Origin of the sequence: Geminicoccus sp., from assembly GCF_036263595.1 — a bacterium.
Taxonomy (GTDB): domain Bacteria; phylum Pseudomonadota; class Alphaproteobacteria; order Geminicoccales; family Geminicoccaceae; genus Geminicoccus.
On sequence record NZ_DATAGQ010000183.1, the window covers coordinates 1 to 13,854 of the forward strand.

General features: G+C 64.5%; 11 protein-coding genes, 2 pseudogenes and 1 riboswitch. Of the genes and pseudogenes, 3 read left to right on the forward strand and 10 right to left on the reverse strand.

Annotated elements, in window-relative coordinates; translation table 11 throughout:
• Positions 1–140: pseudogene (locus VHL31_RS19675) on the forward strand (IS481 family transposase); the annotation flags it as partial.
• On the opposite strand, the pseudogene VHL31_RS19680 reads toward VHL31_RS19675, so the two are convergent.
• From VHL31_RS19680 to VHL31_RS19690, 3 genes and pseudogenes are all read right to left on the reverse strand, one after another.
• Positions 135–1,184 (reverse strand): annotated as a pseudogene (locus VHL31_RS19680) (HAD-IC family P-type ATPase); the annotation flags it as partial. The pseudogenes VHL31_RS19675 and VHL31_RS19680 overlap by 6 nt on opposite strands.
• Positions 1,185–1,195: 11 nt before the next feature.
• Positions 1,196–2,899 carry a potassium-transporting ATPase subunit KdpA gene (gene kdpA / locus VHL31_RS19685; RefSeq protein ID WP_329662945.1) on the reverse strand — a complete coding sequence of 568 codons (1,704 nt, stop codon included), beginning with the start codon at positions 2,897–2,899 and terminating at the stop codon, positions 1,196–1,198.
• 10 nt (positions 2,900–2,909) lie between these two features.
• Complete coding sequence (locus tag VHL31_RS19690) at positions 2,910–2,999, reverse strand: potassium-transporting ATPase subunit F (RefSeq protein ID WP_329662946.1); 90 nt, start codon at positions 2,997–2,999, stop codon at positions 2,910–2,912.
• Between the two features lie 250 nt (positions 3,000–3,249).
• Between VHL31_RS19690 and VHL31_RS19695 the strand changes: the two genes are divergently transcribed.
• Positions 3,250–5,910, forward strand: coding sequence for a sensor histidine kinase KdpD (locus tag VHL31_RS19695; protein WP_329662947.1), 2,661 nt, complete (start codon positions 3,250–3,252; stop codon positions 5,908–5,910).
• Between the two features lie 367 nt (positions 5,911–6,277).
• Here the strand turns inward: VHL31_RS19695 and VHL31_RS19700 are convergent, their stop codons facing one another.
• From VHL31_RS19700 to VHL31_RS19710, 3 genes are all read right to left on the reverse strand, one after another.
• Positions 6,278–8,800, reverse strand: a complete 2,523-nt coding sequence (locus VHL31_RS19700) for a response regulator (protein ID WP_329662948.1) — start codon at positions 8,798–8,800, stop codon at positions 6,278–6,280.
• 206 nt (positions 8,801–9,006) lie between these two features.
• Positions 9,007–9,444 carry an NfeD family protein gene (locus VHL31_RS19705; protein WP_329662949.1) on the reverse strand — a complete coding sequence of 146 codons (438 nt, stop codon included), beginning with the start codon at positions 9,442–9,444 and terminating at the stop codon, positions 9,007–9,009.
• A gap of 1 nt (position 9,445) precedes the next feature.
• Complete coding sequence (locus VHL31_RS19710; RefSeq protein ID WP_329662950.1) at positions 9,446–10,417, reverse strand: SPFH domain-containing protein; 972 nt, start codon at positions 10,415–10,417, stop codon at positions 9,446–9,448.
• A 67-nt stretch (positions 10,418–10,484) separates the two neighbouring features.
• Positions 10,485–10,678, forward strand: a riboswitch (cobalamin riboswitch).
• Positions 10,679–10,714: 36 nt separating this feature from the next.
• Here VHL31_RS19710 and VHL31_RS19715 point away from each other — a divergent pair.
• Positions 10,715–10,984, forward strand: coding sequence for a hypothetical protein (locus VHL31_RS19715; RefSeq protein WP_329662951.1), 270 nt, complete (start codon positions 10,715–10,717; stop codon positions 10,982–10,984).
• A 4-nt stretch (positions 10,985–10,988) separates the two neighbouring features.
• Here the strand turns inward: VHL31_RS19715 and VHL31_RS19720 are convergent, their stop codons facing one another.
• The 4 genes from VHL31_RS19720 to VHL31_RS19735 form a co-directional block, all read right to left on the reverse strand.
• On the reverse strand, positions 10,989–11,438 hold the full coding sequence (locus VHL31_RS19720; protein ID WP_329662952.1) for a hypothetical protein: 450 nt from the start codon (positions 11,436–11,438) through the stop codon (positions 10,989–10,991).
• 14 nt (positions 11,439–11,452) lie between these two features.
• Complete coding sequence (locus VHL31_RS19725; protein WP_329662953.1) at positions 11,453–12,109, reverse strand: hypothetical protein; 657 nt, start codon at positions 12,107–12,109, stop codon at positions 11,453–11,455.
• Positions 12,110–12,201: 92 nt separating this feature from the next.
• Positions 12,202–13,002 (reverse strand): EAL domain-containing protein, encoded by an 801-nt coding sequence (locus VHL31_RS19730; RefSeq protein ID WP_329662954.1) that lies wholly within the window; start codon positions 13,000–13,002, stop codon positions 12,202–12,204.
• A 379-nt stretch (positions 13,003–13,381) separates the two neighbouring features.
• The coding region (locus tag VHL31_RS19735; protein ID WP_329662955.1) for a hypothetical protein at positions 13,382–13,854 on the reverse strand (473 nt) is incomplete at its 5' end.

Consider the following 13,854-nt stretch of genomic DNA (forward strand, 5'->3'; position numbering starts at 1 on the left):
TGCTCGCCTACAACTGCGCCCGCCGACTGAAGACCCTCAAAGGCAAAAGCCCCTACGAGTTCATCTGTCAGCAGTGGACCATCGAGCCACAGCGGTTCAAAACCAACCCATACCATCACAATCCGGGACTAAACAGCTAGGAGTACGATGGAGCGGCCCTCCGGCGTCTCGTCCGCCATGCTGGCGATCAGCGCCGCCTCGGCGAGCGCCGTTACCTCGACGCTGCCAATCGGGCGAAACTCGCTCGCTTGACGATCACCGATCGTGATCGTGCCGGTCTTGTCGAGCAGCAGCACGTCGACGTCGCCCGCCGCCTCCACCGCTCGCCCCGATTTGGCGAGCACGTTGAACCGTACCAGCCGGTCCATGCCGGCAATGCCGATGGCCGACAGCAACGCTGCGATGGTCGTCGGGATGAGGGTGATCAGCAGCGCGGCCAGGACGGCGATCGGGATGCTGCCCCCCGCATAGGCAGCGAAGCTCGGGATGGTGCTCACCGCAATCAGGAAGATGATCGTCAGCCCGACGAGCAGGATGGTGAGCGCGATCTCGTTGGGCGTCTTCTGCCGCTCGGCGCCCTCCACCAGCGCGATCATCCGGTCGAGGAAGCCCTGGCCTGGCTCCTGTGTCACCCGGACCTTGATCCGGTCCGAGATGACACGCGTGCCAGCTGTCACCGCCGAGCGATCGCCGCCCGCCTCGCGGATCACGGGCGCGGACTCGCCAGTGATGGCCGCTTCGTTCACGGAGGCAACGCCGTCCACCACCTCGCCATCAGCTGGGATAAGGTCGCCCGCCTCGACCAGCACCAAGTCGCCGCGGACCAGCTGCGCAGCGCCGACCATTTCCCAGGTCTCACTGCTCCCGATCAGCCGCTTCGCGCTCAGCTCCGACTTGGTGGCGCGCAGCGAGGCTGCCTGCGCGCGCCCACGCCCCTCCGCGAGCGCCTCGGCAAACGTACCAAACAGCACGGTCAGCCACAGCCACACGATAAGCTGGATCTGGAATTTGGCCGATAGCGGCTCGTCACCGACCAGCAGGAGCAGGATGAGCAGCGAAGCCACGACCCCGGTGGTGAACATCACCGGGTTGCGGACGAGCTGGCGCGGATCGAGCTTGCGAAAGGCGTCGCCGATCGCAGGAACGACCAGTTTGGCCGAGAACATGCTTTTGGCATCGGACATGAATGACGTCCTCAGAACAGCTGGCCGCGAATCATCGCGACATGGTCGGCCACGGGTCCTAGCGCGAGGCTCGGCAGGAAGGTCAAGCCACCGAGGATCAGGATCATGCCGATGAGCAGGCCCACCCAGAGCGGGCCGGTGGTCGGGATCGAGCCCGGACCTGCCGGCGTATGCTGCTTGGCGGCGAGGCTGCCGGCGATGGCGAGCACAGGCACGATCACGAAGAACCGCCCGAGCCACATCGCTGCGCCCAGCAGCCCGTTATAGAAGGGCGTCCCCACCGACAGACCTGCGAAGGCGGAGCCGTTGTTTCCGGTCGCGGAGGTGAAGGCGTAGAGGATCTCGGAAAAGCCATGAGGGCCAGCATTCCTTAGCCCGGCCAGCCCGACAGGCAGCACCGCCGCGATCGCTGTTCCGCCTAGGATGCAGAGCGGGAGGACCGCGATCGCGAGCACCGCGAGCTTCACCTCCCGCGCCTCGATCTTCTTGCCTACATACTCCGGCGTGCGGCCGACCATCAGGCCGGCCACGAACACGGCGAGGACCGCGAAGAGAAGGAAGCCGTAGATGCCGGCACCTACCCCGCCCACGATGATCTCGCCCAGCTGGATGTTGAACAATGTCACCAGCCCACCAAGCGGCGTGAAGCTGTCATGCATGGCATTCACTGCGCCACAGGACGCGGCGGTCGTGACCACCGCGAATAGCGCCGACGCGGCGATCCCGAAGCGGGTCTCCTTGCCTTCCAGATTTGGCCCTCCGACCCCCAGCTGATGGAGGACAGGGTTGCCTGCAGCCTCGGCGGCGTAAGCGATCGCCACGCCAGCCAGGAACAGCAACGCCATAGTGACCAGGATCGGCCAGCCCTGGCGTGTGTCGCCGACAGCCTTGCCAAACGTCCATGTCAGCCCGACTCCGATCAGGAAGATCGACAGCATCTGGACGATGTTGGTGAGCGCGGTCGGGTTCTCGAACGGGTGCGCCGAGTTGGCGTTGAAGAAGCCGCCGCCGTTGGTGCCGAGCATCTTGATTGCTTCCTGGCTCGCCACCGGCCCGACCGCGATCGTCTGGCGCGTACCTTCGAGCGTCGTCGCATCGACACTGCCGACGAGAGTCTGGGGCACCCCGCTCGCGATCAGGAACAGGGCGTAGACGACGCAGATCGGCAGCAGCAGGTAGAGCGTGATCCGGGTGATGTCGGCCCAGAAGTTGCCGATGCCGTTCGCTTGCCGGCGTGCGAAGCCGCGAAACATCGCGAAGGCGATGGCGATGCCCGTGGCTCCCGAGAGGAAGTTCTGGGTCGCAAGGCCCAGCATCTGGGCCAGGTTCGACAGGGTCGACTCGCCGCCGTACCACTGCCAGTTGGTATTTGTCGTGAAGCTGACGGCGATGTTGAATGCGCCGTCAGCGCCTACGGCGCCAAAGCCGCGATCGTTGAGCGGCAGCACGGCCTGGAGCCGAAGCACCGCGTAGGTGAACACCAGCATCACCAACTTGAAGAGCAGCATGTTGAGCGCATAGCGCCGCCAGCTCTGGTCCTCATCGGGATCGATACCCGCAAGCCGGTAGAACCCGCGCTCGATGGGCCCGAGTAACACGTGCATCGGTGTCCGCCGTCCTTCATAGAGCGTGAACAGCCAGTGACCCATGGGCTTGGCACACAGCCCGAGGATGGCGACGAAGACGGCGATCAGTGCCCAGCCTTCCGGAGTCATGGCGGATTCCTCAGAAGCGCTCGGGCCGCACGAGGACGGCTAGGAGGTAGACGAGCAGGCAAGCTGCGGTGATGCCCGCGAGCAGCAGATGGACGCCCATGGCTCAGGCCTTCTCGCAGAGACGGACGAACGTGAGCGTCGCGAGAAAGAGCGTGCCAAGCATGGTAAGCCAGATGACATCGGACATGGATCGACCCTCGAACAAGCACCGCCCGATGGCGGCGGACCTGTCAGCTACTGCGTTCTGCCGTTAAGGATCGACGGCGAAAGCAGCATCCAGCCGTTAAGATTCCATATAGCCGGGCAGTTCGGCATGGTGCCCGAGGCCGGCCGAACCTACACCCGGTGCGATGACTGCTCGCGATGAACGCCCGTCACCTGATGCCTTGCTCCGCGCAGCCCGCCGCGAGGGGCGCGGGCGGCTGAAGATTTTTCTTGGCGCGGCTCCAGGCGTCGGGAAGACGTTCGAGATGCTTCGAGAAGGTGCGGAGCGCCTGAGGGCTGGCGTCGAAACGGTTATCGCCGTGGTCGAGACGCACGGGCGCGCCGAGACCGAGGCCCTGGTCGAGCCGTTCGAGATCGTGCCTCGAAAGGAGATCGAGTATCAGGGACATCGGCTGGAGGAGATGGACCTCGACGCCGTGCTCGCCCGCCGGCCAAAGCTCGCGCTCGTCGACGAACTCGCGTACAGCAACGTCGAGGGCAGTCGCCACCCGAAGCGCTGGCAGGATGTGCAGGAGCTGCGGGACGCCGGCATCGATGTCTATACCACGCTGAACGTCCAGCACGTTGAGAGCCTGAACGACGTCGTCGCCAGCTTCACGCGCGTGCGCGTACGGGAAACGGTGCCGGACTCGGTTTTCGACGATGCAGAGATCGAACTCGTGGACCTGCCGCCCGACGAGCTCATCGAGCGGCTGAAGGAAGGCAAGGTCTACATCCCGACGGAGGCCTCGCGGGCGCTGGGGCACTTCTTTTCCAAGGCAAACCTGTCGGCACTGCGCGAGATGGCGCTCAGGCGTGCGGCGCTAAGCGTCGACCGCGCCATGCTCGACCACCTCGACGAGTTCGCCCTGCCCGGAACCTTCGGTGCCGGCGAGCGCGTGCTGGTCGCTGTCAACGAGTTGCCAGGCGCAGACACGCTTGTGCGCGCCGGGAAGCGGCTGGCCGACGCGCTCAAGGCGCCCTGGCAGGTGATCTTCATCGAGACGCCACGCGCCGCGAGCTTTGGCGCGAACGAAAAGCGGCGCGTCGCCGATACGCTGCAACTGGCGGCGACGCTGGGCGCCACGGTCGCGGCCGTGCCCGCCGAGAGCGTCGTCGGGGGCCTCCGAACCCACATTGCCGGCATGCGGACGACCCAGCTCGTCCTGGGCAAGTCGGTCCGCAGCTGGTGGTTCGAGCTCCTTCACGGATCGGTCGTGAACACCATGTTGCGGACCAGCGAAGGCTTGGCCGTGCATGTGATTCCGGCAGGTGCAAAGGCAGACAAACGCGAAGGAGAGAGTACACGAAAGCTCCAGCTCGGTCGCGGAACTGACCATGGAATCAGTGTTCTTCTTGTTGCGTTGACTGTCGGGATTGGCCGTCTGGCGGAGCCTTTCATCGGCGCCGGTGGGATTGACCTCCTCTTCCTGCTCCCGGTTATTGCCTCCTCCTTCCGCTTCGGCTTCGGGCCGGGTGTGGTGACGGCTCTGCTAGCTGGCCTGGGCTACAATTTTTTCTTCCTAGGTCCGCTCTACACCTTCACGATCACCGAGCCGCAAAGCCTGCTGACCTTCTTTGTGTTGACCGGCCTCGCCCTGTTCACCGCCAATCTCACAGCTCGCTTGAAAGCGCGCGCCACGCTCGGAACGCGCAGCGCCCACGAGAACGCGGCGGTCGCAGCCTTTGGCCAGGCGCTGGCCCGCGTCTCCGACTGGGAGGGTACAAGCTGTGTCGTGTGCGAGGAGATGTCACGCCTCCTCGGCTTGTCCGTCATTCTCCTGGTCAAGCGAGAAGGCCAGCTCCAGCGGGTAGCCGCATGTCCAAAAGACGCTCCCGCCCTCGGCATCATCGACATTGCGGCTGCCGAATGGGCCTGGGGCAATGGCGAACCTGGCGGCGTCGGCACGGGAACCTTGGTGTCTGCCGACTGGCAGTTCCACCCCCTCAGCACCAGCCTGGGCGTTCTCGCCGTCGTCGGCTTGTCCAATCCCGAGGGCCGGGAACCCGTCATGGCCGATCGTGCAGTTCTTCTAGCGACCCTTCTCGGCCAGGCTGCCCTCGCGCACGAACGCCTGCGGCTGGAGGACGATGTCCGGCAGATGAGCGTCCTCAAAGAGCGCGATCGCCTCCGTGCCGCTCTACTGTCGTCGATTGGGCACGATCTTCGCACCCCGCTCACTTCAGTCGCTGCCGCGGTCGATGCGATCGCCAATGCGCATCCCGACGAACAGGCCGTGCCGATCGCACGGGCAGAAATGGCCCGCTTGCGCCGATTTCTCGACAACCTCGTTGGCATGGTGCGCATCGACGCGGGCGAGCTTGAGCTGTCGCTGGAACCGATCGACCTGACCGATGCCGTCGCGAGCGCTGCGCACGACCTCAGAGACCTGCTTCACGGCCACCGGATCGACCTCCAGGTCCCCACCAACCTTCCTTTGGTCGATGCGGATCCAAGACTGTTGCACCACATCCTGCTCAATTTGTTAGCCAACGCAGCCGTACATGGGGGCAACGGAAAGGCCATCACGATCGCAGGTGAACGCGAACGGCAGCACGTGCTGCTTTCCATCAAGGATGACGGACCGGGGCTGCCTGTTGGCGCCGAGCACCGCCTCTTCGAAACGTTCAGCCGTGGTGAGGGCGGGGACAGGGCTGGCGGAAGTGGGCTAGGGCTGGCGATTGTGAAGGGATTTGCCGATGCGATGAACGTGGAGGTCGAAGCCCGGAACCACATCGATGGTGGGGCCGTCTTCCGCCTCCGCTTCAAGCTAGGTGCTTCCCGAAGTATGATCAGCCATCGCTGACGCATTCGCGAGCGTGGCAGCGGCCCATTCAGGGCCTTGGCATCTTCTCATGTGAATGGACCGGCAGGTTTCGTTGGCCAGCACGGATGCCTGATCAGACGTGCATAGGGTTGCCCAAGAGCGTGCTCTCTCCGCCAAGATGCTTCGACTTGCGCCTGCACCCTTTTTTGCGCCAAGCGCGACGCTTGGCTCGACCTCATGAAAGGCGCGAAAAGCCACGATGCTGAAAATGCCGCGAAATACCACTTGCCGCGGGCAACCTGACTTTGTGCCCGGTGCGTGTTGTTCGCACAGACCGCGTATCTGCCATTGTCCCCTTGAGGAAGCCCAAGCCTGTGGCACCGGCTGCCGCGCTCCTCGCCGCGTCCTACCCGGCTGGGCCTTCCTGGAGAATTTCTTGCAGCTTGGCGGTCAACGCATCCATGGGGAAAGGCTTGGTGATCATCGCCATGCCCGGCTGCAGGAAGCCACCTGCGACCATGGCGTTCTCCGCATAGCCGGTCATGAACAGGACCTTCAGGTCGGGCCGATCCACGCGCGCCATGTCCGCAAGCTGGCGACCATTCATGCCGGGTAGGCCGATATCCGTCACCAGCAGGTCGATCCGCCGCGGTGAGCGGAGAGCTTCGAGCGCTTGTGTCGCATCGCTGCACTGAATGGTCCGCAGACCGAGGTCTCCCAGCAGTTCGACGACTAACTCCCGGATGATCTCCTCGTCTTCCACCACCAGCACGACTTGGCTGTCGTCCGCGTCGGATGGTTCCGACATGGACGTCGTGTCGACTTCATCGTCATCGCCCGCGCCTTGATAGCGTGGCAGGTAGAGCATCAGGCTGGTTCCTTTGCCGACCTCGCTCTGGATCTTGGCATAGCCCTCGGATTGCCGAGCAAACCCATAGATCATGGGCAGCCCGAGGCCATTACCCTGACCCATGGGCTTGGTCGTAAAGAACGGCTCGAAGGCCCGCTCCATCACCTCAGCTGTCATCCCGATACCTGTATCGGTGACGCTCACGCAGACATAGTCGCCCACAGCGACCCCGCGGCTGCTTGCGGAAACAAGGTTGTCCAGTTGCGCGTTGGCAGTCCGCACCGTCAGCGTGCCGCCATCCTTCATGGCGTCCTTGGCGTTCAGGACCAGGTTCAGGACGGCGCTTTCCAACTGGTTCGGATCGCAGATCGTCCGCCAAAGGTCAGGCGACAGGTCCAGCCGAACCTCGATCGCTTCACCGGCGGTACGGCGGATCATGGCCTCCATCGACTGCAGCAGCGGATTGACCTTGAGTGGCTTCGGATCGAGCGGCTGGCGTCGGGAAAAAGCCAGCAGGCGGTGCGTCAGGGCGGCAGCGCGCTCCGCCGAGGTCGCGGCGGCCGACAGGAGCCGGTCCAGCCCCTCGGTCCGGCCTTGTCCCAGCCGCCGTTGTGCCAGGTCCAGCGAGCCTGTGATGCCCTGCAGGAGGTTGTTGAAGTCGTGGGCGATGCCACCGGTAAGTTGCCCGATCGCCTCCATCTTCTGGGACTGCCGAAGCTGGTTCTGCACCTCCTGCAAGGCCAGCGACGCCGCCTTCTCGCGAGTGATGTCACGGGCAACGGCATAGATCATGTCGTGATCGAGAATGGCACTCCAGGTGAACGACAGGAAATGCCCATCCTTGTGGCGAAGGCGGCACTCGAAATGGAGAGTCGGCTCACCGCCATCCATCAGGCGCGCGACCTCGTCGCGGGCCGCCTGACGATCGTCCGGATGAAGCAGCCATTCAGCCGTTCTGCCTAGCAGTTCCTCCTCGGTCCAACCCAGCAGCCTCGGCCAGGCGGGATTCACACTGGTAAAGACACCCCTCCTGTCAGTGACGAGCAGCAGGTCGAGCGATACGTTCCAGATCCGGTCCCGCTCCCGCGTGCGTTCCTCGACGCGCCGCTCCAGCATCTCCCGGTACTGGCGCTCCCGATCCAACGCCTCAACGGCCAGCGCGCGGCCGGCAATGTGCGTGGCAATACTGCCGAGGAAGGCCCGATAAGTGTCGTCGAGAATGCGCCGGGGGCTGATGCCCGCGACCATGAAGCCGAGCAAAGCGCCTTTGCCCGCCGCATGTCGTATTGGCAGGACGAGAGCCGATGTGACGGGCTCGGGCCAGGGCAACAGGATAGGGTTGGGCTGGAGCCGCTTGCCGAAAGGATCCAGCAGCCCTGCCTCGTCCCGGGCCGCAGCGAGCGGCCAGACCGCTGTGGGATCCTCGGGTTCGATTGTCCTGGGAACGAGCGGGCCGCCCTCCACGAGGCCGGTCGACGCGGCCAGTCTGGCGAGGCCTTTGTCGTCCATCAGATAGAACAGACAGAAAGGCAGGTCGGAAGGGTTCGTCCTGATCGCGTCCGCTGCCGACGCACAGATCTCCGTCAGGCTACGGGCCGACTGGGTCTGTTCCGTCAAGTGCCGGAGCAGCACCGCACGCCGCTCGGCTAGGACACGGTAGGTCGTCTCGATGCCCGCGTTGAAAAGCCCGACGATGCCTTCCTCGCCATAGATCGGGCTGACGTTGTAATTAAAGTAGCATTCTTCGGTATAGCCATAGCGCTGCATGGCGAGCAGGCCGTCTTCCGTATGGAAGGCCACGCCGGTATCCATGACCCGGTTGAAGATCGGTCCGATCACGTCCCAGATATCCGCCCAGGCTTCGTGCGCGGGCCGCCCCAGCACCCACGGGTGCTTGTCGCCCGGGATGGAACTCCAGGCGTCGTTATAGAGCAGACGCATCTCCTGGCCCCAGTAGATGCAGACGGGAAACCGGGAGTTCAGGCTGATCCCGAGTGACGCCCGCAGCGGCGTAGGCCACGTCTCAATTGGGCCCAGCGGTGTCTCGTCCCATGCTTTCGTGCGGATAAGCTCGGCCATGGCTCCGCCTCCGACAAGGAACTCGAACTGGCCGGGGCGGGGCACTGACATTCCGCTTATTCCATCAATCATCGGGCCGAGCGAGCGACATTCCGTGATTTTTCAGTAATTTAGACGGATCCTGCAATGCGATCGTTCGTCCCGCCGCTCATGGAGACGTATGTATACAGTTCGCGCCTGGGGCTGAAGTGAAAGCTGATGGAGCATCAGGGAACAGGCTCCACGATCAGTCTTGTCCCCTCGACTCCGACAACGACCACGACCGTTCCTGCAGGCAGGTCCGGCCCGCTGACGGGCCAAGTCGAATCGCCCAGGCGCGCGCGCCCCCGTCCGTTCTGCACCGCCTGCTCGAGCGTCGTCTTCGTTCCCACGAGCGAGGCGGCGCGACGATTGAGCCCGGGCTCGCTGCTTGCCTGCGGCGTCGGGCGGAAGCGGAACCAGGCAAGGACGGCCAGCGCCGCCGTCAGCGCGAACACGAGCGCCTGGACCTGCCAGATCAGTTGGGGCGCGAACCAGACCAGCGCAGCCGTCACGACGGCGCCCAGCGCCAGCCAGGCGAAGAAGAAGGCGGGCGTGGCCAACTCCAGGAGCAGCAACACACCCGCGAGGACCGCCCAGTGCCAGGCCTGCATGGTGATGGCCATATCAGCCGCCCTCGGGCGGGCGTGGCCCCCACGGCGCAGTCGTCGGTGCCGCCCTTCCCTGCGCGAACGCTTCCCTGGCGAGTTCTGCGATACCTGCAAGCGAACCCATGGCGGCGGTTGCCTCCATCGGCAGGATCAGGGTCTTCTGGTTCGGCGACGTCGCGAACTTCCCGAACGCCTCGATGTACTTTTGAGCGATGAAGTAGTTGGTGGCCTGGAGGCCGCCTTTCTCGATCGCATCGGACAGCATCCGGGTTGCTTCCGCCTCGGCCTGGGCCAAGCGCTCGCGGGCCTCTGCGTCGCGCATCGCGGCATCCCTCCGGCCCTCGGCCTCCAGGACCGCTGCCTGCTTCATTCCCTCGGCACGCAGGATCGCGGCTGCCCGCAGCCCCTCTGCTTCCAGCACCGCTGCCCGCTTCTCCCGCTCCGCCTTCATCTGCCGAGCCATGCTGTTGACCAGGTCGGCAGGCGGGCGGATGTCCTTGATCTCGATCCGCGTCACCTTCACCCCCCAGGGCTGGGTCGCCTCGTCTACCACCACGAGCAGACGGGTATTGATGACGTCACGCTTGCTGAGGACGTCGTCCAGGTCGAGCGAACCCATCACCGTGCGGGTGTTGGTCATCGTCAGGTTGAGGATGGCATTGCGCAGATCGGACACCTCGTAGGCGGCCCGCGCGGCATCCAGCACCTGGTAGAACACGACGCCATCCGCCGTCACCATCGCGTTGTCGCGCGTGATCACCTCCTGCGACGGGACGTCCAGCACCTGCTCCATCATGTTCAGCCGGGCGCCGATCTTGTCGACGAGCGGGATGATCAGGTTCAGCCCGGGCGAGAGGGTGCGAGTGTAGCGCCCGAAGCGCTCGACCGTCCATTCCTCGCCCTGCGACACCGACCTGACACCCAATAGGATCAGGGCGATCACGATCGCCAGAAGCACGATCACCACGAGGGAGCCGCCGAATTCCATACGTCACTCCTGCCTTCCGGGCTGCCTGGAGCATAGCAGGTCGGCTTTGACAGTTCGCGGGACAACGAGCACCATGCCCACGGATGGTGCTCGGGGATGACCCGGGTTCGAAGGGAAGCCGGTGCGATGCCGGCGCTGCCCCCGCAACCGTAAGCGGCGAGCCTCCGCTCAGCTCCGTGCCACTGGGACATCGTCCTGGGAAGGCCGAGCGGAAGGCCCAGACCCGCGAGCCGGGATACCTGCCATCCGAATGGTCTCATGGTTCGCCGGGCGGGGTGTCCTGGCTGGAGGTGATCGTTGCTGAATCTTCCGATCGACCAGGCAGACCCCAAGGGGCTGCTGCGTGCTGCGTTTGCCGGGAGTCAAGACTATCCGGTGCGCGACATCCTGCTGGCCTGGCTCATGTCGCTGGCACCGGGAATCGATCCGGCTCATGCAGCGCTTGCCATGTTGCCAACGGGCGAGCGCCTCCCTGGAACGATCGGGAGTGAACTCGCGGAGATCGCTCGGTGGCCTACCACCCGGCTACAGTCCTACGCCCGGACGCGCCGTCGCCGCACCCGCTGATCGGTCAGGTGCAATTGTCGACTGTCTCGACGCCGAACAGCCGCAGCGGTTCGGCGGCGCCGTCGTCCATGTCGTAGGAGCAGACCAGGCAGCGGGCTTCGTCGATGTCACCATCGACCGGCACGATCGCACTGCGCATGTCGCCTCGATCGACCCAGCCGTCGGGATTGGCCACCCGGGTATCGTGGTCGAGGGCCTGATCGGCAACTGCCTTCATCGCCACCAGCTTCGGATCCGCCAGACGCCACGATTGGCCGGGCGTTGACTCGGATTCGTAGCGCTGGAGGCAGGCCTGCAGCAGTTGCTCGTCCCCCAGCTTGAGTGCACCGATCATCTGCGATGCGCGCCGCGCAGGCTGATCGGCCGTGCTCCGGAGCTGGCCCGGTTGCTGTTCGATGGGTGTCGTCGGTGCCATCCCGAAGCTGCAGCCGCCCAAGGCGATCGCCGCGGCCACGCTCCAGCCCGGGCTCAAGCCTGGTCGTCCCAAAGGCGGAAGCCGCCTATGAAAGCGTTCTCATTGTCGCCGATCCTGGCGCCGGCCGGCAGCTTGCTCAGCTTGCGCGCATTGCCCCCACCAAGCACCACGTCCTCGACGTTGAACGCGTCCTTGAACAGTCCGACGACGGTATGGACATGCTCCTCCCAGCGCGCCTTGCCCCGTTCCTCCAGGCCACGGTTGCCCACATAGTCCTCGTAGGTCCGCCCCTTGCGATAGGGCAGGTGCCCGAGCTCCATTGGGATGACCGTTCCGTCGACGATCATCGTGTTGCCCAGACCGGTGCCCAGGCCCAGGAACAGCATCTTGCCGCCCCGGTACGACCCGATCGCCTGCATCACCGCGTCGTTGACGAGGCGCACCGGCTTGCCGAACGCTTGGTCAAAGTCGAACGCCGGCCAACCCGGGCCGAGATTGACGAGTTCACGGGTCACCCTGCCGCGGTCTACCGGACCCGGGCAGCCGATCGACAGCCGGGTGAACTCCCAGTCCGCCGTCAGGCGATGCACGTCGTCGACCAGTTGCTGCGGCCGGTAGTCCGGTCCGCTGGGCGATTTGCGCCGTTCGGCATAACCTTCGCAGCGCAACTTCACGTTGTTGCCGCCGACGTCCACCACCAGGGTCGCCATCTTGCCTGCTCCGATCAGCCCCGACCGCCCCCCGCTGCGTAGGTTGGTAAGCTCCCCACGTAAAGGCAGCTGAACGGTTGGCGTCTGGCTCCTCAGCCCGCCGCCAGCAGCTCGGCCAGGGCAGCTTCCGGCATTGGACGGGCCAACACGTAGCCCTGGACCTCATCGCAGCCGAGCTTACGCAGGAAGGCCAACTGCTCGTTGGTCTCCACACCCTCGGCGATGGCACGCTTGCCCAGGCTGTGGGCCAGACTGACCATTGCGGCGACAATCATGTCGTCGTCCTTGTCCCGACCGATGTCACGGACGAACGACTGGTCGATCTTGATCTTGTGGACAGGGAAACGCTTGAGGTAGGCCAGCGAGCTGTAACCGGTACCGAAGTCGTCGACCCCCAGGCGTACGCCCATGGCTGCGATCTGCCGAAGCATCTCGGCAATCGCGTCATTCGACGGTTCGAACAGCAGGCTTTCCGTAATCTCGATCTCCAGCAGCTCCGGGCGGATCCCGGCGTCGCTCAACGCGGACTGCAGGATCCCGACGAAATCACCATGCCGCAGCTGAGCTGCCGACAGGTTCACGCCGATGCCGATTTCGTGGCCTGCCTCGATGCTGCGTCGGATGGCGCGGCACGCCTCCTCAAGGACCCAGCGGCCCAACGGGCGGATCAGGCCGGTCGCCTCCGCCACTGGGATGAACATCTTGGGGGAGATCGGGCCACGTTCGGGGTGGTTCCAGCGTACCAGCGCCTCGGCGCCGACGGGCCGGCCACCCGTAACGGCGTACTGGCGCTGAAATACCAACGACAGCTCGCCACGCTCGATCCCGCGGCGCAGATCCCTTTCCAGGAGAAGCCAGCACTGATGGACCAGCCAGAGAGACCTTATTATCAAAGAGTTAGTTGTTGATCACGGATCAAACCTAGCTACATCCTAAATGGATGCACCCGTACGAGTGTGGACACAGCGGGACTAAGGTGCGTCATCCCACCGCATTAGTGGCTCCCGCGACGTTGGAGGTGCTTAGACACACGATCTTGTTGGGAGCAGATAAATTTGCTCCGTGCCCTTGGGAGTGGGGACTGACAGAACTGCCAGAATGGTAACGAGCTTTATTGCACTGCGGCTGCACACCTGAACGACTAGATCCCTTCGAAGCAACTTCTCTGGCTTGACGCTCACGCTGGCGTTCCTGCTTCAGGAGCGTGGTAGTAGAGTCATGGGGATGGCTCGGAACGCCTCAGTGATCCGCAGCGCCTGTCCTCGATGAGGGTCAGAGCTTCTCCCGCACTCCCTGCATCATTGCCTCAACAAAAGCCGGATCCGGTGGGCGGCCAAAGGCGACCGTCGTGACCGGCTTCCACTTCCTGCCGATCAGGCGGTACTGCATCTCGCCATAGGCGCGCCAGTCGAGCTCGGGACGGCGGGCGCTACAGACTGCAACGTCGATGACTTGCTCGAACAGCGACCGGCCGGACCTGAACGGCCCGAAGCTGCTTCCATCGGTGATGAACAAAGGTCGCGTCGCTGCTTGGTCGCATTCGGCGATCACCGTCCTGATCACCTCCGTCAGCGCATCGCCCTGCAGCCCCAGCACCGTCACGACAACGATGGGCCGTACTTTAGGCTTCTGGGCAGCGGCTTTCTTCGGCGCAGGCTTATGCACAACCAGTTCTGGCAAGGGCGAAGCGGGAACGGCCGGCACCGGTGTTGGCCGCCGACGGAACGGTAGCCAGCCGCGCATCT